Below are 22676 nucleotides of genomic sequence, written 5' to 3'. Positions count from 1 at the left end.
CCCCCTTATATGATTGATACGTTTTTTGTACAAACTACTTTTTTTATTATATATACTGCCTGTTCTAACTCTTCATTCGTGACAATGAGTGGCGGTAATAGTCTTATCACATTAGGACCTGCTTGTAATACGAGAAGTCCTTCGTTTTCTAGTTGTTCTATAAAACTTGCAACTTCATGCTTACACTCAATCCCAATCATAAGCCCCTTACCACGTATATTTTGAATACATTCGACATGCTGTAATTCCTCTTGCAACTTCTCTAATACGTACTCGCCTTTTTCTTGTACTTCTTTTAAAAACGATGGTTTTTTACTTACTTGCAATACTTCTTTCGCTGCAGCCATCGCGATGTAATTCCCGCCAAAAGTTGAACCGTGTGATCCTGCAGTAAACGACGCTCCGAGCTCTTTCCGGCCAATCATCGCTCCGACAGGAATCCCATTCCCAAGCGCCTTTGCAACGGTAACGATATCAGGCTCTATTCCCACTTGTTCATAAGCGAATAGTGTTCCAGTTCTTCCTATCCCCGTTTGTACTTCGTCTATAATAAATAAGGAACCGAACTTATTACATAATGTTTCAATCTCTTTCAAAAAAGATAGATCAGCAGGTATTACTCCTCCCTCTCCTTGAACAACTTCTACCATTACCGCCGCAACTTCTTCATTCATTACTTCCTCTAATGCTTTAATATCGTTAAAAGGGATATGTAAAAAAGATGGAAGTAATGGACCAAATCCTTCTTTTACCTTATCTTGGCCCGTTGCACTCATCGTTCCAAATGTTCTACCGTGAAAAGACTGCTGGCATGTTACGACGAGAGATTTTCCAGTATGCTTACGTGCTAACTTTAAAGCCGCTTCATTTGCCTCTGCCCCACTATTACAGAAAAACACATAATCTAATGCTCTATTTTCTGTTAATAATGACGCAACTTCTTCTTGCAAGCTGTTTGTAAACAGGTTAGATATATGCCATATATCATCAAGTTGCTCTTGTACACCTTTGAGAACAGTAGGGTGACAATGTCCTAAATTACATACGCCAATTCCTGATGTGAAATCTAAATATTCCTTACCGTTATTATCAATAACTTTCGTTCCAGTTCCCTTTACAAACTCAATAGTTCTTCTGCCATACGTTTGAAAAAGATGACTCGTCATGCAATACTCACACCTTTCGTTACCGTCGTTCCAATACACTCTCCCGTAACCTCAGTAAAATCTTTTGTACCATTCACAATACTTATCTTTTGCACTCCCATTTTTAATGATGCTAGTGCCGCCTGTACTTTCGGAATCATCCCACCTGTAATAACACCTGTTTCTATAAAAGTAGCAATTTCAGATTCATCCGTTTCCTTTACCAAATTCCCTTCATGTAATATTCCATCTACATCCGTAATAAAAATAAGCTCTTTTGCCCCTAACGCAGCCGCAATCCCAGCTGCAGCATTGTCCGCATTTATGTTATAAACTTCATTACCATTTACCCCGATTGGAGCAATAACAGGAATATACTCCATATTTATTAATCCTTTTAATAAGGCTGTTTCTACATAACTTACTTCCCCCACATATCCTATCTCTTCACTGACAGGTTGAACTTGAAGTAAATTGCCGTCACATCCTGAACAACCTACCGCAAGTAAATTATGCTTTTGTAAATTCATTACGAGTTTTTTATTCGTACTTCCGCATAGCACCATTTGAACAACATCCATAACTTCTTTTGGTGTTACGCGTAATCCATCTCTTTTTTCTACGTTGATGTTACAATCTTTTAATTTGGCATCAATTTCTGGCCCACCACCATGAACAATCACTACTTTATACTTCTGTTGCAATTTCTTTATACATTCAAAAAACACAGCTTTTAATTGATTCAACATACTACCGCCGCATTTCACTACAATATATTCGCTCATCTTCTCTCTCCTTATGTACGATAACAAGCGTTTATTTTCACATATTCATAGCTTAAGTCACAGCCCCAAGCTGATCCTGTCTCTTCTCCTAAGTGTAAGTACACATTAATGACTATTTCATCTTCTTGTAATCTCTCTTTCATTTCTTCTTCAGAAAATGTTTGAGGCTCACTATTTTTTAATACCAATATAGATTGAAGAGTAATGTCAATTGTATTCGGATTAATAGCTACTTCACTTTGTCCAATACTGCTAATAATTCGCCCCCAGTTTGGATCTTCACCATGTATTGCTGTTTTCACAAGACTCGAACCGACTATTTGCTTTGCAATTTTTTTTGCCTCTTCATTCGTTTGAGCTCCTAGCACATTTACTTCTATTAACTTTGTAGCGCCTTCACCATCTTGCGCAATTTTCTTTGCTAAATCTTCACATACCTTCTGTAAAGCACATACGAAAATTTCCCAATCTGTATGTTCCATATTTATCGGCCTTGTTTCTGATAATCCACTTGCCATAACGATGACCATATCATTCGTAGAAGTATCTCCATCCACCGTAATTTGATTAAATGTATGATTCGTTATTTGTGATAATGCTGTTTGCAATACGTCATGCTCTATATGAGCATCTGTCGTAATAAAACTAAGCATCGTTGCCATATTCGGATGAATCATCCCTGAACCTTTTGCAACACCCGCAATCGCCACTTTCTTCCCATCAATAATCATTTCATAGCAAGTTTCTTTCGTTATGAGATCCGTCGTTAAAATTGCTTCAGAAAAAGAATATGCTTCACTTTCTTCCTTCGTCGGTATAAGAGTTGCAACTCCCTTTCGGATTATATCCATCGGCAGTGGAACACCAATTACACCTGTTGAAGCTACTGCAACGTAATTTTCTTTCATCCCAAAATGTTCCGCCCCTAATGCGCGCATCTCGTATGCGTCTTGTAATCCTTGCATTCCAGTACAAGCATTTGCATTTCCACTATTAACGATAATTGCTTGTAACTTCCCTTCTGCCGTTATACTATCCTTCGTTACTTGTAAAGGGGCTGCTTGTATTTGATTCGTTGTATACACAGCGGCACATGATGCTGGTACGTCACAAACGATTGCCCCTAAATCCTTTTTCTCCTTTTTTAAACCATTTGCAGTACCAATTGCCGAAAAGCCTTTCGGCGTTACAATTGAACCATTTTCTAATTTTGTAATAGACGCTACTTTAATCATCATGTCCCCCTTATAGATAAAGCGGCATATGTTGTAAACCTGTTGTCTCTTCTAGTCCCGCTATTATGTTTGCATTTTGAATCGCTTGCCCAGCCGCGCCTTTCATCATATTGTCTATAACAGAAACGACCGTAACTCTTTCTGTTCTTTCATCGTAAGCTATGCCAATATCACAATAATTTGAGCCTCTCACTTCTTTTGGACTTGGAAATTTCCCTTGCGTACAAGTTCGGATGAAAGGCGATTGTTCATACGTTTCTTCATACAATTTTTGAAGTTGCTTTATTTCCATCTTTTGTTTTACTTTTGCATAAAGTGTAATCATGATTCCTCGTGATATCGGTATTAAATGTGTGCTAAATGTAATTGGCTGTAATTCACTATTCCATTCTGTAAGCATTTGCTCAATCTCTGGAACGTGCTGATGCTGGTTTACTTTATAGATGTGTAAGTTATCGTATAGCTCAGGAAAATGAGTCATTGTTGTTGGTGTTTTACCTGCTCCTGATACCCCTGATTTCGCATCAATAATAATTGAATCTTCTTCAATCATGCTACTACGTACTAACGGCGCTATCGCTAGCAATGTGGCTGTAGCAAAACATCCTGGGTTTGCAATTAAATTTGCCTTTTGAATCTCAGTCCTTTTCCATTCACTTAACCCATACACTGCTTTTCTAAGAATTTCTTCTTTCGCTGCTGGCCTTTTATACCACAGTTCATATGACGAAGGATCTATCATACGAAAGTCTCCAGATAGGTCAATTACTTTTAAACCTTCAGCTAATAACTTGGGAGTTAACTCCGCCGATACTCCTGCTGGTGTTGCTAGAAATACGATTTCTGCTTCTTTCCCTATTGTCTCCACATCAATTTCTTGTAACGTATGAACGAGGACATTTCGAAGATGCGGATATACATTTGTTATACACTCACCAACTTGTGAAAAAGAATGAAGAGATGCTATAGAAAAATATGGATGTTGTTCTAATAAACGAATTAACTCAATGCCCCCATATCCAGTGGCTCCAATAATTGCGACTTTCATAAGTTCCTCCTCAAATCGATTCTTTAAATTAAGTATGATTATAATATTGTATATTTATAGAGTCAATTAAATATTTATAAATTTTACAAACTTAAAAAACTTAATTTTACTAGAAAAACAATATACAAAACCGAATTTTTATACAAAAGTAGTGCGTGGTAGTTTTTTCATTTCACTTCAAGTACAATAAAACAATACATACGTACATACAGGCGGGAAAAAATATGAACGAAAAATTAATTGAGAAAATGATTATAAAAAGTTTTCAGCAATATCAATGCAGTCCAATATCAAAAGAAGATCAGGAAATGCTAGTGAAACATATTCAAACGGTGATTCATTCAAATATTGAAATTGATTTATACGAGGAGATTGAGGATATTGTTTATGATTATGTGACTGGAAAACAATAAAAAATAGGAGATTTCCATGTGGAAATCTCCTATTTTTTACTTAATGATTTACCTGCTACACGTTCAAATAAACCTGGGAATAAAGCATAAAGTTTCGGGCCAATTCCCATCCACTTCGGTAAGTTTACTTCACGTTTTTTCGTGTGCATCGACTTTACGATTTGTTCTGCTACGTATGTTGGTTTTAACATGTAACGTCCCATATTCTTTACATATGTACCAGATTGATCCGCTATTTCAAAAAAGTTTGTATCTATCGGACCTGGATTAATTGCTGTAACATAAATATCTGTATTCGCTAATTCCATGCGTAAACTATTCGTAAATCCTAATACAGCATGTTTCGTTGCTGCATACGCACTTGATTTCGGAGTTGCAATTTTTCCGGCAAGGGAAGCAATATTAATAATATGTCCTTCGTTCTTGTTTACCATATAAGGTAGTACCGCTTTCGTACATGCTACTAATCCAAATACATTTACTTGGAACATATCTTTCACTTCATCCATTGACGCATCTTCAAACGTTTTAAAAATACCAAATCCCGCATTGTTTACTAATATATCAATACGTCCCACTTCTTGTAATACCTTTGAAAAAACAGACTGTACTTCCATCTCTTCACTTACATCTAATACATAATAATAGCAAGGCGTATTATAAGTTTCTTTAATTTTGTCTACTAACGCTTGTAGTTTCTCTTCTGTTCGAGCCATTAATACTGGAGTCGCTCCCTGTGCTGCAACTTGCATTGCAACTTGCTCACCAATCCCACTAGAAGCACCTGTAATGACGATTACTTTATTTTGTAAACGTCCTGTCATTGCTGTCACCTACTTTGCATAATAAATCAATTGTTGCGATGACTCATCAATCATCACTTGTTGATTATATGCTAAATAGTCCAATTGTCCAACCGTTTCTGAAATAGTAAGTGGTAATTGTTCTTTATATAATACCGGAAATAGTTTTACACATACTTCAAATGCTGTCATTGGTTTTTCCTTTAATAACTCAAGCACTTTAAAAGCACGTGTTTCTTGCTTTTGTAATCTCGTTTCAATAAGTTGTTTCACATTTAGAACATCTTCCCCATGCCCTGATAAAATGCGTGAAATATTCATTTCGCTTAAACGCTGTAATGTTTGATTATATTGTAGTAATGGGCGTGCCCGTTCTGTTTGCCCTTCATATGGTGGTTCTAGTATTGGATTCGAAGAAATATGACTGATGAGAGCATCTCCACCAATTAATATTCCATCAGATTCTCTATATAAAGAAATATGAGTAGAAGCATGACCTGGTGTTTCAAGTACTATAAATCCAGGCAAAGAATCAATACGATCTCCTTCTCTCACAGTATGCGTTAACGATCTATTACAAGAATATTTAAGTGTCCTCGTCGTCAATAACGACTCGTCTTTCAAAAATGCTGCTGGCACACCAAACTGTAAGGCCGTCTCTCTAAAAAATTCATGATACCGCTTTAAAAATTCTGGATTTTGTGTAATCCAAGGCTCATTCCAAGGATGTCCAATAATATTCGTCTTCTCAGAAAATATATTTAAAAGTCCACAATGATCTGCATGATGATGCGTAATGACTACTGTTTCAATATCTTCTAGCGTATGTCCTAATGCACCTAATTGACTTTCTAACGCATTCCTTGCCTCTTCTGTATTCGTCCCTGTATCAATTAATGTTAATGTCTCCCCCTCAACTAAAAACACATTCACAGTTTCCACTGCAAATGGTACAGGAATCTCCATTCGGTGAATCGCCGTCATGCTTAGCCCCCCTGTCTCTTTCCGGTTCAAAAATGAATACTTCTTCAGTTTACAACTTCTATATATATTTGTCATTATTTTCAGATAAAAAGAGGTGTTTCCTATAAAAAAACGAATGTATGTACATTTATAAGAATTTCTAACCAAAATTAAAGGAGGAACATCATGTCTATTCAAAACATTTCCTTTCTCGGTGCAGGCTCCATTGCCGAAGCTATTATTGGTGGCTTGTTACATGCAAATGTTGTTAAAGGTGAACAAATTACTGTAAGTAATCGTTCTAACGAGACAAGATTACAAGAGCTACATAAAAAATACGGTGTCAAAGGTACTCATAATAAAAAAGAATTACTTACTGATGCAAATATTCTTTTTCTAGCAATGAAACCAAAGGATGTTGCAGAGGCACTTACCCCTTTTAAAGAATACATAAATAATAACGTGCTTATTATTTCATTACTAGCAGGTGTTTCTACTCACTCAATTAGAAAACTACTTCAAAAAGACGTTCCAATTATTCGTGCAATGCCAAATACATCCGCAGCCATTTTAAAATCAGCTACCGCTATCTCCCCTTCAAAACATGCAACAGCGGAACATATTCGCACTGCAACATCTTTATTTGAAACGATTGGTCTCGTCTCTGTTGTAGAGGAAGAAGATATGCATGCTGTCACTGCATTATCCGGAAGTGGACCTGCTTATATTTATTACGTAGTGGAAGCTATGGAAGAAGCTGCAACAAAAATTGGTTTAAAAGAAGATGTTGCAAAATCACTTATTCTTCAAACGATGATTGGTGCTGCTGAAATGCTAAAAGCAAGTGACAAACACCCTTCTATTTTGCGAAAGGAAATTACTTCTCCTGGTGGAACTACCGAAGCAGGTATTGAAGTATTACAAGAACATAAATTTCAACAAGCACTTATTTCTTGTATTACACAGGCAACGAAACGATCACATAATCTTGGAAAAACATTAGAACAACTAACAAAAGAAAAATAGAAAAAGGAGCTCAAGTTTATTTGAGCTCCTTTTTTTATAATTACACTTAGTTATTGTTCTTCCCAAAAATCTCTTCTTGCAGGCGACGACCAGTCGGCGTTGCTGCAAGTCCACCTTCTGCTGTTTCACGAAGTGCTACTGGCATCGTTTGTCCGATTCTAAACATTGCCTCAATTACTTCATCACATGGAATTGTACTCGTTACACCAGCTAATGCTAAATCTGCTGAGATCATCGCATTTGCAGCTCCTGCTGCATTACGTTTTACACAAGGTACTTCTACAAGTCCTGCAACAGGATCACACACTAAACCAAGCATGTTCTTTAATGAAATTGCCATCGCTGTAGCTGCTTGATCTTGTGTTCCACCAGCCATCTCAACTGCAGCTGCAGCCGCCATTCCACTTGCTGAACCAACTTCAGCTTGGCATCCTCCTGCCGCACCAGAAATACAAGCGTTATTCGCAACAACCATACCGAAAGCTCCTGCTGTAAATAAGAATTCAATCATTTCTTCACGTGTAGGCTGCAATTTTTCTCTTAGTGCAAATAGTACACCTGGCACTGTTCCAGCAGACCCTGCTGTTGGTGTTGCACAAATAATTCCCATCGCTGCGTTTACTTCATTTGTTGCAACAGCTTTGCTTACTGCATCCAAAATCGTATCCCCAGATAAGCCTTTTCCACTCTTCATATACGCTTGAACTTTTACAGCATCTCCACCAGTTAAACCAGTTGGTGATTTCACGCCGCGAATACCACGTTCTACTGCTTGCTCCATCACGACCAAGTTCTTTTCCATACCAGCAATTACTTCTTCACGTGAAATACTTCTTGTTTTCATTTCACATTGAATCATAATTTCTGCGATTTTTACATTTTGTTCTTTAGCTTGCGCCACTAGTTCCGCTGCGTTCCGAAACATGGTGTGTCCCCCCTGCAATTATTCCATAATAGTTACTTGACAAATATTTTGTTGCGCTTTTATTTCTTCAATTACTTCATCTGCTAATAATTCATCTGTTTCAATGACCATAAGCGCTCTTCTTCCTTTTTCTTTACGAGATACACTCATTGTACTAATGTTAATCTCATGTTTCGCAAGGATTGAAGCTACCGCTGCAATAGCACCGAAGCGATCGTTATTTACAATAAGTAGTGCTGGGCTCGTGCCTGATAATTGAAGATCGAATCCGTTTAATTCTACAACTTCAATTTTACCGCCACCAATTGAGCAAGCAACAACTTCAATTTCATCTTCACCTTTATACAAACGAATTCTCGCTGTATTTGGGTGAGGTGCATTGGCATCTTCTTCAATGAATTCCACTTCAATTTCGCGCTCTTTTGCTATTTCTAGCGCCTCTGGAATACGTAAGTCATCTGTTTCAAATCCTAATATCCCACCTATTAGCGCTACATCCGTACCATGCCCACGATACGTCTTTGCAAATGATCCATATAACGAAATGCTTACTCTTTCTGGTTCATGACGAAACAGCTGGCGAGCAACTTGCCCCATTCTTGCTGCGCCTGCTGTATGTGAACTTGATGGTCCAATCATAACTGGACCGATAATATCAAATACTGAGCGATACTTCATCATAACTCCCCCTAAACCTCTATGAAAAAAATTTATTCTACTATTCTATTAAGCTGCTACATCTGTCGCTTTTCCAGTTGTACCACAAATTTGTTCTGCTATACGAATTGGATAGTTTTTGAATAAAAGTAATCCAATATAACCTGAAATAATACCAGTTATCATAATACATAAGAATCTTAGCATTATTTTCATTTAAAAATGATACAAGATAATCCACAATAAAGTCTGGTAGCAATCCAAAGTTTAACACAGAAGCCATTACAAGCATAGCATAAACAAGTGATATAACCATTGCTAATGCAACTAAATTTGCACCCGCTATTCCGCCTAGACTACCTGCTGATGTTCTGAACTCTTTTAAAGAGTGGTGTACCAATTAAATCTCCACCACCTTATTAATAAAAAGCTTCTACTAAGGAACTTGCAATAGATACACTCGCTAATCATATCGTTTAGCTAAAAAGTGAAAAAGACTTATGACAAATAATAGTAATATCTTTCCTATTATAATTCTCGTGTTACTCTCTCATGATTTAGTCAACTTCACTTGTTACGATAATGACTAAAATACATGTGACTTATCATAAATTATAATCTGCCCTCATTATAGCTTGTTTTTTATAAAACGCTTACTTTTGTTGAATTTTAAAAGTTCTGAATAAAAGTCCATTTCTGCTATTTGTATCACTTGTATGTCATCTGACTTATATAACAGTTTTTCTAAATAATCATTATTTCGTATTTTTATCCTATATATTCAAACCATCCTAATTTTCTGTATCATCCAAGTATAAGTATAAAATAATAACAGTTTTATTTTTAAATTTTTTTAGACATAAAAAAATGGTAACCCGCCGTTACCATTTTTTATAAAATCATCATTTTTCTACTGGGAATGATTTCAAATCCGTCGCTATTTCTGTATTAGAAAACAACTCTCTAGCCTCTTTCAATAATTCCTTATATGTATCTCCTTGATAGCGAGAACTAATGTGAGTTAATATTAGTCGCTTCGCATTTGCCTGAAGTGCAATGCTCGCAGCTTGCTTAGATGTAGAATGAAAATAATCATACGCTTGTTGCTCATCTTCTGCTGCGAAAGTCGCTTCATGGACAAGTACATCTGCATCTTGCGCAAGCTCCCTACTCGCTTCGCAATATCGCGTATCACCTAAGATAGTAATAATTCTCCCTTTTTGAGGTGGGCCGATAAACTCATTTCCATGTAATATCGTGCCATCCTCTAATTCAACTGCTTCACCATCTTTTAAACGTTTAAAGATTGGACCTGGTTTCACACCCATCTCAAGCAACTTATCAACTAAAAGAGCACCTTGTATATCTTTCTCTACAATACGATATCCAAAACATTCTATACCGTGTGACAATCTTTTCGTTTCTACATAAAATTCATTATCTTCAAATACGGTACCTTCTTCTGTTATCTCCACAACTTCAAGTGGATATTTCACATGTGTCGTACTTACCGATAATGCCACTTCAATAAATTGTTTAATTCCTTTCGGTCCATACACCGTTAAAGGCGTAGTTCCTCCTTGAAATGAACGGCTACCTAATAAACCAGGCAATCCAAAAATATGATCGCCATGTAAATGCGTAATAAATATTTTTTCAATGCGGCGCGGACGTACAGATGTATGTAATATTTGATGTTGCGTGGCCTCGCCACAATCAAATAACCAAGTTTGTCCTCGTTCTTCTAACAATTGTAAAGCAATTGCTGAAACGTTCCTTCCTTTTGAAGGAACACCTGCACCAGTTCCTAAAAATACAAATTCCACTTTCTTTCCTCCAGCTCTAAATATACTCTATCTCTCATCTTACGGAATGTTATTTCAAATGGCAAATTGAATTTACATAACCAATCATCTAGACAACTATATAACACGAACGTTATACTTAAAAAATTTAGCCATTGTTCGTGTTTTATGGTAAAATGATTATACTACATTTTAAGGGAGCGTTTTATTATGAAAGAAGTATTTCGTTTACAAACTGATTTTTCATCTTCATTTGATCGCTGGGTAAGTTCTTTCGTGTCTGATCACCCAGCACAATTAGAATGGACAACTTTAAAGGAATTAATCCATGAATATACAACATCACATACAAATGATACGTTACCAGCATATATTTCTTCAGCTCTAACATATTACGCCCAACGTGTTTCAACTACAAACAGTTCAGAAATTGTTATTTTTGAAAACCCTACAATCTCGTAATCTATAATAAAAAAGCACTGGTTACAGTGCTTTTTTATTTATACTTATTTAACAAATGATCATATTCCGTCCAAAAGTCGGTATACATACTTCGCTCAAACTCATTTGAAATTATCTTTTCACTTGATTTATTAAATAATTCTTTTGCTTGTAGTGCAAAAGAAACAATTTGTTTTCTATATTCATTTTCATTCAATTCTATATGAAGTCCTTCATAGTATATAGCCTTTTGATTAGTAGAAATAACTTTGACAAAGTCCTTTAAAATCACGTTTTCACCTATATGATTTATAGTCCAATGAATTGAAATTGGGCATCCTAACATTAGCATAGTGCCACATCCGTGCAAAATAAGCCCCGCTTCATTTTCAATATCACAAATATATTCTTTATCTAAAGTTCGTAACAAAGCTAAAGCTGATTCACTTATTCCCCATTCCTCATCCATACCTGTCTGCGTAATAATCGTTCCAGCCACATTTAAATATATTTCTCCATGAGAACATAAATCTTCATGCTCATTAAACAACCATTTTTGATTCTCAATATTTATAATAAAATTTTGTGGTCCCATTACAAATTCCCCTTTTATAAAAATATTTTTCCATATTATTCATAATCAATATCATGCATTTCATCCCACATATCTATTATAAATCCGTTTAATATTTTAAAAACACAGATAAAAAAGATATTGACACTACGATTTTCCATTGCTAACATTCAACATGTAATTGAATATGGTCTCTGTTAGGTGAGGCTCCTGTATAGAGAAACGCTGCTGCCCAAAAATGTCGAGAGACGCCAATGGGTCAACAGGAAAGGTCGGAATGAAGGCCTTTTTTAACGTAGCTGGTTTCAGTACCTATGCTATACAGTGCTAAAACTCAACGAGGGAGAGGTGCATGTATTTTGTCATACACAAAAACTGTTTTTATTTATGTCTACTAACAGTCTTTGTTGTGGACTCTTTTAACTGCGAATTCAGACCTTTACTCGTTTTGAGTAAAGGTCTTTTTACGTCTATATGCACCTTACTATGAAACAAACATAGCATATTCAGAAACTACTAAATTGTACGGAGGTGAGGAACAGTTGGCAATTGATGATTCGGCCCAGATACCCATACGTTTTACATTCATATTTCATCATGTAGGTAGGAAAGAAACTGTTCCTCACCATTTCAAATAGTTAGGTAACAGATTGTTTCCTCCTTCATGACAGAGGAGGAACTACCGATGTTTAATTTACAAAGACAAGAAACAAAGCATGCTTATGAGCAAGATAGCATGCAAACAAATAACGAATTATTAGTGGAGGTTGCAACACAAGATGTAAGCTCTGCGTTAAAACTTTTAGAAACAACACAAGGTGGATTATCTAAACAAGAAGCGTCTCGTAGACTTTCTTTATATGGTCCGAATGAAATAGCTCATAATAAAATGGCGCCGTGGTACATTCAATTTCTATTGGCATTTAAAAATCCATTTATTTTCGTTTTATTAGCTCTTGGAGCACTCTCCTTTTTCACAGATGATATGCAAGGAACGATTGTCGTATCTGTAATGGTCCTACTTAGTGCAACGATTCGGTTTTCCCAAGAATTTCGTTCTCAAAAAGCTGCCGATAAGTTAAAAGCTATGGTTCGAACAACTGCGAGCGTATTTAGAATAAATGGATTTGTACATGAAACAAAAAATGTAAAGAATTTAAACCGAAATTACACAACAGAAATTCCAATTGAGGAACTTGTACCTGGCGATATTATTTCCCTTTCAGCTGGTGATATCGTTCCAGCTGATGTGCGTGTTGTATCCGCTAAAGATTTATTTGTTAATCAATCTTCTTTGACAGGGGAAGCACTTCCTGTAGAAAAATACGAACACTGCTACCATACAGAAAATAAGCATATCTTACCGAAAAACATGAAAAAAAATTACAATCCACTCGATATGGAAAACCTTTGCTTCATGGGAACAAATATTGTAAGTGGTAGCGCAAAAGCTGTTGTCATCTCAACAAGTACCGATACGTATTTCGGCTCTTTAGCAAATAAGGTAATTGGAAAGCGTGTAGAAACAAGCTTTGATAAAGGTGTAAACAAAGTAAGCTGGCTCTTAATTACATTCATGCTTATTATGGCACCTATTGTCCTTCTCATTAATGGATTCACAAAAGGAGATTGGCAAGAAGCTTTCTTCTTCGCTATTGCCGTCGCTGTTGGCCTTACACCTGAAATGTTACCAATGATTGTAACTGCTAATTTAGCTAAAGGTGCCGTTAACATGTCTAAACAAAAAGTAATTGTAAAACAGCTAAATTCTATTCAAAACTTAGGTGCTATGAACATTCTTTGTACAGATAAAACCGGAACTTTAACAGAAGATAAAGTGGTCCTTGTTCGTCACTTAGATCCCAAGGGAAATGAATGCAATCGCGTCTTGCAATTTGCCTATTTAAATAGTTTCTATCAAACTGGATTGAAAAATTTAATAGATAAAGCTGTTATTAAGCATACAGAGGAAAACAATAAATTTAATCCATCAGCTTTTCAAAAGCTAGATGAAATTCCATTCGATTTCGCCCGCCGGCGTATGTCAGTTATCGTAAAGGATATTTCAGGTGAACATACAATGGTTTGTAAAGGTGCCGTAGAAGAAATTTTATCAATTTGTAACTACACTGAAGTGGATGAAAAAATCGTTCCACTCACCGAGGAAATACGTTCAAATGTCAAAAAACTAAGTGAGACACTAAATAGTGAAGGTATGCGAGTTATTGCTGTGGCTTATAAAAAAGATAGAAGAATAAATGATACAGAGTACGCAGTAAAAGACGAAACTGATATGATTCTCAGTGGATATATCGGCTTTTTAGATCCACCGAAACCATCTGCAGCAGCTGCAATTCAAGCATTACAAAAACATGGTGTACAAGTGAAAATTTTAACTGGCGATAACGAAATTGTTACAAGAAAGGTTTGTAAAGAAGTTGGATTAGATATCGGCGAACCAATCCTCGGTTACGAGATTGATTCTTTACCAGATAAAGCATTAGCAAAACTTGCTGAAGAAACGACTGTATTTGCGAAGCTTAATCCAATGCAAAAATCTCGTATTATACACGCATTACAAGGAAATGGACACACTGTAGGTTACATGGGAGACGGCATTAACGATGCTGTAGCATTACGTGAAGCTGATGTCGGAATATCTGTTAATACTGCTACTGATATTGCGAAAGAAGCTTCCGATATTATTCTACTCGAAAAAAGTTTAACTATATTAGAAGCAGGTATTTTAGAAGGACGTACTACATTCGGAAATATTTTAAAATATATTAAGATGACAGCTAGCTCTAACTTCGGTAATGTGTTTAGCGTGTTAGTAGCAAGTGCTTTCATTCCTTTTTTACCGATGCTTGCCATTCATCTTTTAATTCAAAACTTACTTTATGATATTTCACAACTTTCTATTCCATGGGACAAAATGGATAAAGAGTTTCTAGAAAAACCACGAAAATGGGATACTGCAAACTTACGAAGCTTCATTATTTCTATCGGCCCAATTAGTTCCGTATTTGATATTATCACATACGTAGTCATGTGGAATGTATTTGGTGCAAATACACCGAGCGAGCAATCATTATTCCAGTCCGGTTGGTTTGTCGTTGGATTGTTAACACAAACTTTAATTGTTCACATGATAAGAACACAAAAGATTCCATTTATTCAAAGCACTGCATCAACACCAGTCGTTTTATTAACCGCTCTTATTATGGCAATCGGGATTTATATTCCATTCTCACCACTTGGTGCAGCCGTTGGTTTGCAAGCATTGCCACTTAACTACTTCCCTTGGTTAGTAGGAATACTATTAGGCTACGCTTTTTTAACACAGTTCCTAAAAAAGCTTTATATTAAAAAGTTTCATAGCTGGTTGTAAAAATAAGAATGAGTGGGTATTCCCCGCTCATTCTAAAAAACATAACACATATTTATATATGGAGGTGACCATGATGGTATGGTACGACATTGTATTCAGATTAGTTATCGCAATTATTGTAGGAGCTTGCATTGGAATGGAAAGACAATGGAGACACCGAATGGCTGGGTTACGGACAAATGCTCTCGTATCACTTGGTACCTGTATAATAGGAAAGGTGTCATGATTTTACTACTTCATGACACCTTCTACATAAATTTATTTTCTAACTTTTGTTGAAACGACTTCTCTTGCTTACGTAGTAGTTGACTACCTCGTTGTAAAATCGGTGTTCCATACTTATCATTAATTTGATCAATGACAGCAAGTAGTGGTTCTTTTTTCGCATCCTCTTCAAATGAAAACAAATTTAATTGTTTCACCGATTCTGTCTTCCACTCTATTTCAGTAGCTGTAACACCTAGTAAACGAACGGAATCACCATCCCAATGTTGCTTCCATAAACGGGATGCTGCTTGAAAAATATCGCGTTCTTCCCAAATTGCATTTTTCAATTGCTTACTCCGTGTTACTGTTCGCCTATCATGGTATTTAATCATAATTTGAATATTATAGCTGACAAGGGTTCGCTTTTGTAATCTTTTACTCACTGATTTTGATAAACGTTCTAACATATCAAGCAATTCTTTCTCTTCATCCATATCCTTTGAAAAAGTCATCGAGTTACCGACACTTTTATGTTGGCCCATTTGACTCGGATCCACTTCCCTATCATCCGTACCTTTTGCACGCTTTTGTAAATCAATACCGTGCTTCCCAATTTTAGCGCGAATGATATGCTCGTCTCCCTTCGCTAACTGTTCAATTGTATGTATATGAATTTCATTTAATTTTTCAGCTGTTTTTTCTCCAATCCCATGCATTGCTTCAACTGGAAGTGTCCAAATCATTTCTGGAATATCACGTTTTCGAAGTACGGTAATACCGAGAGGTTTTTTCATATCAGAAGCTGTTTTTGCTAGGAAAAGATTTGGAGCAATTCCGATACTACACGGAAGCTGCAACTCTGTTAATAGTGCTTGTTGAATCATCTTTGCTATTTCAAGAGGCGAACCAAGTGCGTAGCAATCTGTAATATCTAAATATCCTTCATCTATTGAGACTGGTTGTATCTTTTCTGTAAAACGGGAAAGGACTTGAAACATTTGAAATGAAGCTTCGCGATATAATGTGAAATTAGGACGCCTTACAACTAATTGCGGGCATAACCTTTTCGCTTCCCAAAGGGGCATCGTCGTACGTATTCCGTATTCTCTCGCCTCATAACTACATGTTATAATAATTCCTTTTCTCTCTTTTTCATTTCCAGCAACCGCTAATGGCTTTCCTTGTAATGATGGATCATGAGCAATTTCAACAGATGCGAAAAAGCAATTCATATCTACATGTAAAATAACACGACCATTTTTCGGATACATTTCTCGCATAGTACTCACTCCCTAATCAGAACGTTCGTTCTTTCATTATATCAAATTTTGCACAATAGTTATAATAATTACTTGTTCTTTTTTATAATCGATATATATGTGAAAGGGTCTGATTATGATGAGATCAGCTAATAAAGTGAAACTTTAATCAGCCTCACCAATCGGGTTTTTGCGGGCAGCAGGGCCCCCACTTAACTTCTTTACTTTCGCAGAATTTTGAGATAGGGAGCTTACTGTCCGGCAAATAGCGGGATAAACTCAACTATACATTCCTTGTAGTTATATTAATCATTGCAATTAATTATTTACTACTTCCGATTTTCAATATGAATACGTTAGGATTATTCCTTCGTCTAGTACATGTAGCAACAACGTATATACTTCCATAGGTTTTCTTATATTGGCTTATACGTCTTGTCAAAGCAATCGAATCAAAATAAAAAGCGTGTAAATCACAATTGATTTACACGCTTTTTCTATTTCATTACTTCGCTACTTCTTCAATAATTGCAACAACTAATTCTGCTGTTTTTGCTAATTCTTCAACAGGAATCTTCTCGTTTGTTGTATGAATTTCTTCATAACCAACTGCTAAGTTAACTGTTGGGATACCATGTCCTGCAATTACGTTTGCATCACTTCCGCCACCACTTTGGTGAAGAGAAGGTGTACGACCAATTTTTTCAGCTGCACGTTTTGCAACTTCTACAACGTGATCGCCATCAGCAAATTTAAATCCTGGGTACATAACGTTTACTTCAACGTCTGCATGCCCGCCCATTTCTTTTGCAGTTGTTTCAAATGCTTCTTTCATTTTCGCAACTTGTGCTTCCATTTTCTCATTGATTAAAGAACGAGCTTCTGCAAAGATTTGTACATGATCGCAAACGATATTCGTTTGTGTACCACCTTCAAAACGTCCAATATTTGCAGTCGTTTCAGAGTCAATGCGACCAAGTGGCATCTTCGCAATTGCTTTCGCTGCGATAGTAATTGCAGATACACCTTTCTCCGGCGCTACACCAGCGTGAGCTGTTTTTCCGCGAATAATTGCGTTCACTTTCGCTTGTGTTGGAGCTGCAACAACGATTTCACCAACTTTTCCATCGCTATCTAATGCGTAGCCATATTTCGCTGTAATACGCTCACGGTCTAATGCTTTTGCACCAACAAGACCTGATTCTTCTCCGACTGTAATAATAAATTCAATTTTACCATGAGGGATATTTTTCTCTTTTAAAACACGGATTGCTTCGAACATTGATGCTAATCCAGCTTTATCATCCGCACCTAAAATTGTTGTACCATCTGATACGATATATCCATCTTTAATAGAAGGCTTAATTCCATTACCAGGAACTACTGTATCCATATGAGAAGTAAAGTAAATTGTATCAACACCATCTTTTGTTGCTGGTAAAGTACAAATTAAGTTACCTGCACCATGACCAGTTACAGCCATTGTGTCATCTTCAAATACTTCTACACCTAAATCTGTGAATTTCTTCGTTAATACTTTGCAGATTTCTGCTTCAAATTTCGTTTCAGAATCTACTTGTACTAATTCCATAAATTCATTTACTAAACGTTCTTGATTAATCATAAGACTGCGCCTCCTGCACTACCATTATGTATGTAACACTATTAATTATAACAGAATTTCGCAAAAGTTTCGAAATACAAGACAAAAAACAGATGGTTTACATGTCTAGATAACCATCTGCTTTCTATTACTCATTTAACAATACCCAGCGCATATGATCTTCCCACACGCCATTTACCATTAACATCTTCCTAGACACGCCTTCATATTGAAAACCTATCTTCGTTACTACTTGTATAGATGCTAAATTACGAGGCATAATCGGAGCTTCTATACGATGTAACTGAAATTCCCCAAAAGCAACTTGAATTGCTTTTCTAAGCGCTTCTGTCGTATACCCTTTGTTTAACTCTGCTTTATCTAATTTATAACTGAGTACACAAGATTGATAAATGCCACGAACGATTAAATTAAATGAAATACACCCAATTATTTTCGTATCATCACCCTTTTTAAAAATCCATAGTCTGATGATTTTCCCTTCTTCGAACTCTTTTCTATCCTTTTGCAACTTTTTCTTTTGATAATCTAGCGTAAAAAAATCATCCGGTCTATACTCTTCCCAAGCTTTTAAAAATTCACGATTTCTGTCGTAATATTGAAGAACTGTTTCAGCATACGACTCATCAATTTCCCTTAAGTATAAACGATCTGTTTCGTATATTTTCATCATCGTATCTCCATTCTTCAGCTTGCCCAACTAAAAATTAACAATATACCCTTTTACTATATTCTCTACACACTCTCAAATTTCCTGTTATATTTTGCAATCCCCTCCCGAATTTTGTCCTCACTCTCCCCTTGTCCATAATTTCATTTCTCGTTACAATGAAATTGTACTGATTTGCAAGGAGGTATAACGATGCATAAAAAAGCTCAAAAAGTTATGGTTTATGTGATGCTAATTTCTATGCTTGTAACAACATTACTTGCTGGCGCGAGTATGTTTTGGTAAAAAGGGCGATGTGTTCGTCCTTTTTTTACTTTTTACACATAACAAAATAAACCATCTCGACATCGAGATGGTTTATTTTATATAAAACACAATCGCTACAATACTAAAGGAAAATGACATTACAAGCGCTATTACAAAACTTGTATATTGTTTCTGCTGAAATGCCCCAATAACAAAAGTGAGATTAAGTAATGCCATACATACAATCGCTACAAGATAAGAACATATATTAAAAGTTGCCAATATGAATGTAATAACAAATAGAAATCCCATAAAAAACTGCATATACGAAAGTTTTGGATTCAAGTACATATGAGCAACCCCTTTATCTAATTTTATCTTTCTATACTCTCATTAACGCACGGTTATGTACACATGTCAAGACAACTTATTATAATAGAAAAAGCCAACCTTTTCGTTGGCTTTTTCATATGCAACGGCTCCTTTTTCTTTTGCCAATTGCTGAAATGATTTTTTCGATTTCACAATCCATACTTTCGTTCCAATTGGAATGCGATCAAACAAATATTCCACATCGTTTTTCTTCATTCTTATACACCCTTGTGAAATATACTTTCCAATTGAACTCGGTTGGTTTGTTCCATGTATTCCATATTTACTTCCATCAGTTCCTCTTGCATTAAATCCAATCCACCTTGACCCAAGTGGATTTTTTGGCGATCCACCTGGAATATCCTTCGCAATGTAATACGGATCCTTTGCTTTCATTACAACATCAAAATTTCCTTCTGGAGTTAATTCATTCGTTTTCCCTGTCGCTACTGGAAAAACCTTTTGAATCTTTCCATCGTCAATGTAAGCTAATTTATTCGTTGCTTTATTTACAATAATAAAAGTATCTCCGGCACGTGGATTATCCCCAAGAGGCCAAATCGGCGATAAAGAAAGACATAATATGATAGAGAGAAGATACGGCATAGATAATTCCTACCTTCTATATAAGTTCTTTTATATTATCCTTTCCCTTAAAGCGACTTTTAATGAGTAAATATTGTTCCATTTCATACACAAGTTGAACAAGTTTCGCACGTATCTCAAATTCTTCGCGTGTAGCTGGCAATGGCATGTCTCTAAATAATCCCCTCATTTCTTGAAGCTGCCTTAAGGAAATAACGCCAGTACTCTCAGGGCTAATAGCATTACCAATGTTTTCAACAACATCTGCAATCATGTCAGCTTGTTCATATGTCCACGATAAAGAAGCTGCTAGTGGTATCATTCGCTCTAAAATTTCGAATTGTTGCATACGCATATTAAAATAACGATAGTAATAATCATCTTCTCGCATAAATGCATTCTCAAGTTTTTTAAACGATAAATCTCTTGCTTCATTTAACATATTCTCGGTTTCAATGAGTTCTGCTCCACTCCAACTACTTTCTCGATTTCGTAAATACACAACCATTTCAAACAAAATCGTTTTAAAATTATTCTCTATTTTATCCTGATACTCTTTTAGCTTATTTTCACTACTCGGCATATACATATTTACTAATAACGCCACGCTAATCCCTATCGTTAATATAGCAATTTCATTTCCAACTATAAGCCATGTAATTTGCTTCAATGAATATAGATGCATAACAATAACTGAACTCGTGACAATACCTTCTTGAATTTTAAGCATTACTGCAGTCGGAATAAATGTAAGTAACAATATGCTAATTGCAAGTGGTGTATAGCCAATCGTTTCAAAAATACAAAACGCGAATGCCATTGATAATACACACGCTAGAAAACGATGTAACGACACTTGAAGTGATTTGCGCTTCGTATTTTGTACACATAAAATAACTAAAATGCCTGCTGAACTATAAAATTCTAACCCTAATAACTGAGCAATAAAAACTGCCGCACCTGTCCCTATTGCTGTTTTTACTGTACGATATCCAATTTTAAACATATCATTACTCCTATATGTATAAACGTATTTACAGCTAGTATAAAAAAAGGATGACACAATGTCATCCTTTTCTACTTATTATTCACATAACCTTTTCATATTACAATATTTTTTGTAAAAATTGTTGCGCACGTTCACTTTTCGGCGCTGCAAAAAATTCTTCTGGCGCACTATCTTCTACAAGCTTTCCTCCGTCCAAGAAAAGAACACGATCTGCCACTTCTTTTGCAAAGCCCATTTCATGTGTAACGATAGCCATCGTCATTCCTGTCGTAACTAACGATTTCATAACTTCTAACACTTCTTTCACCATCTCTGGATCTAGCGCCGATGTCGGTTCATCAAATAACATAACTTCCGGTTCCATCGCTAACGCTCTTGCAATTGCTACACGTTGCTTTTGTCCTCCCGAAAGACGATTTGGATACGTATCTTTTTTATCTACTAATCCAACCTTTTCTAAAAGTTTCTCAGCTTTCTTTTCAGCTTCTTGCTTCGTTACCCCTTTTACATTGATAGGAGCATACGTAATATTTTCTAATACAGTCATATGAGGAAATAAGTGAAAATGTTGAAATACCATACCGACATTTTCACGAACATGCATAACATTCGTTTTCGGATTCGTTACTTCTTCCGTCCCAATCCAAATGTGACCATCCGTTGGTGCTTCTAACATATTCATACAACGTAAAAATGTTGATTTTCCTGATCCAGAAGGCCCTATAATTGCGACTACTTCCCCTTTTTCAATTGTTGTTGTAATTCCTTTTAATACTTCGTTTTTACCAAATGATTTATGAAGGTTTTCAATTTTAATCACTTTTCTTCATTCTCCCTTCAATTGCCTTCCCGACTAATGTAAGAATAATGACTAACATATAATAAATCAGTCCAACAAAAAGTAATGGTTCAAGATATTTAAATGTCTCACCGCCTACAATGTAAGCACGACGCATTAAATCAGTCGCGCCTATTACTGTTACTACAGCCGATTCTTTCGTAAGTGTCGCAAATTCGTTCACAAGCGCTGGTAATATATTTTTTAATGCTTGAGGGAAAATAATATTTCTCATCATTTTTCCGTACGGTATCCCTAAAGCCATTGCTGCTTCTGTTTGTCCTTTATCAACCGCTTGAATACCAGCACGAATTACTTCTGACATGTATGCACCTGAATTTAAGCTAAATGCAAGTACAGCAGCTAAAAATGCTGGTATTTCATAACCAATTATTTGTGGGACGCCGAAATAAATAATCATTAATTGCAATACAAGGGGTGTACCACGAAAAATTGATGTATAAAAATCTGCTGCTATATTTAATGCTCGTATTCTAGCAATTTTACAAAGTGCTAATAGCGTTCCTAAAATAAATCCTGCTAAAGCTGATACTGCTACAATTTTCAAAGTAACTTCTAAACCTTTTAGTATATATGGTATCGAAGGCGTAATCGCCGAAAAATCTAAGTTCATTCTTTTCATTCCCCTCACAGA

Annotated in this window: 24 protein-coding genes, 1 pseudogene and 1 riboswitch; of the genes and pseudogenes, 6 read left to right on the top strand and 19 right to left on the bottom strand. The window is 36.0% G+C overall.

The window, feature by feature from the left end:
- Positions 1 to 5: 5 nt before the first annotated feature.
- From ACTFRY_RS03820 to argC, 4 genes are read right to left on the bottom strand one after another with little or no spacing between them, the layout of a single operon-like run.
- Positions 6 to 1166 (bottom strand): acetylornithine transaminase, encoded by a 1161-nt coding sequence (locus ACTFRY_RS03820; protein WP_061663466.1) that lies wholly within the window; start codon positions 1164 to 1166, stop codon positions 6 to 8.
- Positions 1163 to 1930, bottom strand: a complete 768-nt coding sequence (gene argB / locus ACTFRY_RS03815; RefSeq protein ID WP_016118601.1) for an acetylglutamate kinase — start codon at positions 1928 to 1930, stop codon at positions 1163 to 1165. Before argB ends, ACTFRY_RS03820 begins: the two co-directional genes overlap by 4 nt.
- 11 nt (positions 1931 to 1941) lie before the next feature.
- Positions 1942 to 3165, bottom strand: coding sequence for a bifunctional glutamate N-acetyltransferase/amino-acid acetyltransferase ArgJ (gene argJ, locus ACTFRY_RS03810; RefSeq protein ID WP_136986382.1), 1224 nt, complete (start codon positions 3163 to 3165; stop codon positions 1942 to 1944).
- Positions 3166 to 3175: 10 nt separating this feature from the next.
- Positions 3176 to 4213 carry an N-acetyl-gamma-glutamyl-phosphate reductase gene (gene argC / locus ACTFRY_RS03805; protein ID WP_086391623.1) on the bottom strand — a complete coding sequence of 346 codons (1038 nt, stop codon included), beginning with the start codon at positions 4211 to 4213 and terminating at the stop codon, positions 3176 to 3178.
- 224 nt (positions 4214 to 4437) lie between these two features.
- On the opposite strand from argC, the gene ACTFRY_RS03800 reads away from it, so the two are divergent.
- Positions 4438 to 4626 (top strand): YqzH family protein, encoded by a 189-nt coding sequence (locus ACTFRY_RS03800; RefSeq protein WP_098616197.1) that lies wholly within the window; start codon positions 4438 to 4440, stop codon positions 4624 to 4626.
- A gap of 29 nt (positions 4627 to 4655) precedes the next feature.
- On the opposite strand, the gene ACTFRY_RS03795 is transcribed toward ACTFRY_RS03800, so the two are convergent.
- Together ACTFRY_RS03795 and ACTFRY_RS03790 are read right to left on the bottom strand one after the other, a co-directional pair.
- Complete coding sequence (locus tag ACTFRY_RS03795; RefSeq protein ID WP_000147791.1) at positions 4656 to 5450, bottom strand: SDR family NAD(P)-dependent oxidoreductase; 795 nt, start codon at positions 5448 to 5450, stop codon at positions 4656 to 4658.
- Positions 5451 to 5459: 9 nt separating this feature from the next.
- The gene (locus ACTFRY_RS03790; RefSeq protein WP_000125122.1) at positions 5460 to 6413 is read right to left on the bottom strand and encodes an MBL fold metallo-hydrolase; all 954 of its coding nucleotides are present in this window, start codon (positions 6411 to 6413) and stop codon (positions 5460 to 5462) included.
- Positions 6414 to 6578: 165 nt separating this feature from the next.
- On the opposite strand from ACTFRY_RS03790, the gene proI reads away from it, so the two are divergent.
- Positions 6579 to 7418: a pyrroline-5-carboxylate reductase ProI gene (gene proI, locus ACTFRY_RS03785; protein WP_016118606.1), complete on the top strand. Its 840-nt coding sequence runs from the start codon at positions 6579 to 6581 to the stop codon at positions 7416 to 7418.
- A 46-nt stretch (positions 7419 to 7464) separates the two neighbouring features.
- Here proI and sdaAA read toward each other — a convergent pair whose 3' ends face one another.
- From sdaAA to rnz, 4 genes are all read right to left on the bottom strand, one after another.
- The gene (sdaAA, locus tag ACTFRY_RS03780) at positions 7465 to 8343 is read right to left on the bottom strand and encodes an L-serine ammonia-lyase, iron-sulfur-dependent, subunit alpha (RefSeq protein ID WP_044795932.1); all 879 of its coding nucleotides are present in this window, start codon (positions 8341 to 8343) and stop codon (positions 7465 to 7467) included.
- A gap of 18 nt (positions 8344 to 8361) precedes the next feature.
- Entirely contained in the window at positions 8362 to 9021 is a 660-nt protein-coding gene (gene sdaAB, locus ACTFRY_RS03775; protein ID WP_000877445.1) for an L-serine ammonia-lyase, iron-sulfur-dependent subunit beta, read from the bottom strand.
- Positions 9022 to 9061: 40 nt separating this feature from the next.
- Entirely contained in the window at positions 9062 to 9316 is a 255-nt protein-coding gene (locus ACTFRY_RS03770) for a hypothetical protein (RefSeq protein WP_229172745.1), read from the bottom strand.
- A 586-nt stretch (positions 9317 to 9902) separates the two neighbouring features.
- Positions 9903 to 10826, bottom strand: a complete 924-nt coding sequence (rnz, locus tag ACTFRY_RS03765) for a ribonuclease Z (protein WP_098219485.1) — start codon at positions 10824 to 10826, stop codon at positions 9903 to 9905.
- 189 nt (positions 10827 to 11015) lie between these two features.
- Here rnz and ACTFRY_RS03760 point away from each other — a divergent pair, with 189 nt between their 5' ends.
- A complete protein-coding gene (locus ACTFRY_RS03760) occupies positions 11016 to 11267 on the top strand; it encodes a DUF3932 family protein (protein WP_000665709.1) in 252 nt (83 codons plus the stop codon).
- Between the two features lie 34 nt (positions 11268 to 11301).
- Here the strand turns inward: ACTFRY_RS03760 and ACTFRY_RS03755 are convergent, their stop codons facing one another.
- Positions 11302 to 11841 (bottom strand): hypothetical protein, encoded by a 540-nt coding sequence (locus ACTFRY_RS03755; RefSeq protein ID WP_016118611.1) that lies wholly within the window; start codon positions 11839 to 11841, stop codon positions 11302 to 11304.
- 165 nt (positions 11842 to 12006) lie between these two features.
- A riboswitch (M-box (ykoK) riboswitch) is annotated at positions 12007 to 12174 on the top strand.
- A gap of 331 nt (positions 12175 to 12505) precedes the next feature.
- Here ACTFRY_RS03755 and mgtA point away from each other — a divergent pair.
- Positions 12506 to 15211, top strand: coding sequence for a magnesium-translocating P-type ATPase (gene mgtA / locus ACTFRY_RS03750; RefSeq protein ID WP_136986359.1), 2706 nt, complete (start codon positions 12506 to 12508; stop codon positions 15209 to 15211).
- A 73-nt stretch (positions 15212 to 15284) separates the two neighbouring features.
- Positions 15285 to 15419 (top strand): annotated as a pseudogene (locus tag ACTFRY_RS03745) (MgtC/SapB family protein); the annotation flags it as partial.
- Positions 15420 to 15459: 40 nt separating this feature from the next.
- Here ACTFRY_RS03745 and ACTFRY_RS03740 read toward each other — a convergent pair.
- The 3 genes from ACTFRY_RS03740 to ACTFRY_RS03730 form a co-directional block, all read right to left on the bottom strand.
- Positions 15460 to 16698, bottom strand: coding sequence for a DNA polymerase IV (locus ACTFRY_RS03740; RefSeq protein WP_098616196.1), 1239 nt, complete (start codon positions 16696 to 16698; stop codon positions 15460 to 15462).
- 484 nt (positions 16699 to 17182) lie between these two features.
- Positions 17183 to 18301 (bottom strand): tripeptidase T, encoded by a 1119-nt coding sequence (locus tag ACTFRY_RS03735; protein WP_000609803.1) that lies wholly within the window; start codon positions 18299 to 18301, stop codon positions 17183 to 17185.
- A gap of 127 nt (positions 18302 to 18428) precedes the next feature.
- Entirely contained in the window at positions 18429 to 18974 is a 546-nt protein-coding gene (locus tag ACTFRY_RS03730) for a GNAT family N-acetyltransferase (protein ID WP_001987197.1), read from the bottom strand.
- Positions 18975 to 19163: 189 nt separating this feature from the next.
- Here ACTFRY_RS03730 and prli42 point away from each other — a divergent pair, with 189 nt between their 5' ends.
- Positions 19164 to 19256, top strand: a complete 93-nt coding sequence (gene prli42 / locus ACTFRY_RS03725) for a stressosome-associated protein Prli42 (RefSeq protein WP_000549040.1) — start codon at positions 19164 to 19166, stop codon at positions 19254 to 19256.
- Positions 19257 to 19328: 72 nt separating this feature from the next.
- Here the strand turns inward: prli42 and ACTFRY_RS03720 are convergent, their stop codons facing one another.
- From ACTFRY_RS03720 to ACTFRY_RS03700, 5 genes are all read right to left on the bottom strand, one after another.
- The gene (locus ACTFRY_RS03720; RefSeq protein WP_000281167.1) at positions 19329 to 19568 is read right to left on the bottom strand and encodes a DUF3894 domain-containing protein; all 240 of its coding nucleotides are present in this window, start codon (positions 19566 to 19568) and stop codon (positions 19329 to 19331) included.
- A 66-nt stretch (positions 19569 to 19634) separates the two neighbouring features.
- Complete coding sequence (locus tag ACTFRY_RS03715; RefSeq protein WP_001146570.1) at positions 19635 to 20195, bottom strand: L,D-transpeptidase; 561 nt, start codon at positions 20193 to 20195, stop codon at positions 19635 to 19637.
- Between the two features lie 16 nt (positions 20196 to 20211).
- Positions 20212 to 21180, bottom strand: a complete 969-nt coding sequence (locus tag ACTFRY_RS03710; protein WP_000472666.1) for an aromatic acid exporter family protein — start codon at positions 21178 to 21180, stop codon at positions 20212 to 20214.
- A gap of 100 nt (positions 21181 to 21280) precedes the next feature.
- Entirely contained in the window at positions 21281 to 22003 is a 723-nt protein-coding gene (locus tag ACTFRY_RS03705; RefSeq protein WP_000590202.1) for an amino acid ABC transporter ATP-binding protein, read from the bottom strand.
- The gene (locus ACTFRY_RS03700) at positions 21996 to 22655 is read right to left on the bottom strand and encodes an amino acid ABC transporter permease (RefSeq protein ID WP_001046915.1); all 660 of its coding nucleotides are present in this window, start codon (positions 22653 to 22655) and stop codon (positions 21996 to 21998) included. Before ACTFRY_RS03700 ends, ACTFRY_RS03705 begins: the two co-directional genes overlap by 8 nt.
- Between the last annotated feature and the right edge of the window lie 21 nt (positions 22656 to 22676).

It is taken from the genome of Bacillus cereus group sp. MYBK195-1 (assembly GCF_051916605.1).
GTDB lineage: Bacteria > Bacillota > Bacilli > Bacillales > Bacillaceae_G > Bacillus_A > Bacillus_A cereus.
This window is presented reverse-complemented; position numbering and strand designations above follow the sequence as displayed.

Coding starts and splice junctions, on each gene's coding strand:
- ACTFRY_RS03700 (WP_001046915.1), bottom strand. CDS start 22,655: ATGAACTTAGATTTTTCGGCGATTACGCCTTCGATACCATATATACTA.
- ACTFRY_RS03730 (WP_001987197.1), bottom strand. CDS start 18,974: ATGATGAAAATATACGAAACAGATCGTTTATACTTAAGGGAAATTGAT.
- argC (WP_086391623.1), bottom strand. CDS start 4,213: ATGAAAGTCGCAATTATTGGAGCCACTGGATATGGGGGCATTGAGTTA.
- prli42 (WP_000549040.1), top strand. CDS start 19,164: ATGCATAAAAAAGCTCAAAAAGTTATGGTTTATGTGATGCTAATTTCT.
- argJ (WP_136986382.1), bottom strand. CDS start 3,165: ATGATTAAAGTAGCGTCTATTACAAAATTAGAAAATGGTTCAATTGTA.
- ACTFRY_RS03740 (WP_098616196.1), bottom strand. CDS start 16,698: ATGCGAGAAATGTATCCGAAAAATGGTCGTGTTATTTTACATGTAGAT.
- argB (WP_016118601.1), bottom strand. CDS start 1,930: ATGAGCGAATATATTGTAGTGAAATGCGGCGGTAGTATGTTGAATCAA.
- sdaAB (WP_000877445.1), bottom strand. CDS start 9,021: ATGAAGTATCGCTCAGTATTTGATATTATCGGTCCAGTTATGATTGGA.
- ACTFRY_RS03720 (WP_000281167.1), bottom strand. CDS start 19,568: ATGTACTTGAATCCAAAACTTTCGTATATGCAGTTTTTTATGGGATTT.
- ACTFRY_RS03715 (WP_001146570.1), bottom strand. CDS start 20,195: ATGCCGTATCTTCTCTCTATCATATTATGTCTTTCTTTATCGCCGATT.
- ACTFRY_RS03800 (WP_098616197.1), top strand. CDS start 4,438: ATGAACGAAAAATTAATTGAGAAAATGATTATAAAAAGTTTTCAGCAA.
- ACTFRY_RS03770 (WP_229172745.1), bottom strand. CDS start 9,316: ATGGTTATATCACTTGTTTATGCTATGCTTGTAATGGCTTCTGTGTTA.
- ACTFRY_RS03795 (WP_000147791.1), bottom strand. CDS start 5,450: ATGACAGGACGTTTACAAAATAAAGTAATCGTCATTACAGGTGCTTCT.
- ACTFRY_RS03735 (WP_000609803.1), bottom strand. CDS start 18,301: ATGATTAATCAAGAACGTTTAGTAAATGAATTTATGGAATTAGTACAA.
- sdaAA (WP_044795932.1), bottom strand. CDS start 8,343: ATGTTTCGGAACGCAGCGGAACTAGTGGCGCAAGCTAAAGAACAAAAT.
- mgtA (WP_136986359.1), top strand. CDS start 12,506: ATGTTTAATTTACAAAGACAAGAAACAAAGCATGCTTATGAGCAAGAT.
- ACTFRY_RS03760 (WP_000665709.1), top strand. CDS start 11,016: ATGAAAGAAGTATTTCGTTTACAAACTGATTTTTCATCTTCATTTGAT.
- ACTFRY_RS03820 (WP_061663466.1), bottom strand. CDS start 1,166: ATGACGAGTCATCTTTTTCAAACGTATGGCAGAAGAACTATTGAGTTT.
- proI (WP_016118606.1), top strand. CDS start 6,579: ATGTCTATTCAAAACATTTCCTTTCTCGGTGCAGGCTCCATTGCCGAA.
- ACTFRY_RS03710 (WP_000472666.1), bottom strand. CDS start 21,180: ATGTTTAAAATTGGATATCGTACAGTAAAAACAGCAATAGGGACAGGT.
- ACTFRY_RS03790 (WP_000125122.1), bottom strand. CDS start 6,413: ATGACGGCGATTCACCGAATGGAGATTCCTGTACCATTTGCAGTGGAA.
- ACTFRY_RS03755 (WP_016118611.1), bottom strand. CDS start 11,841: ATGGGACCACAAAATTTTATTATAAATATTGAGAATCAAAAATGGTTG.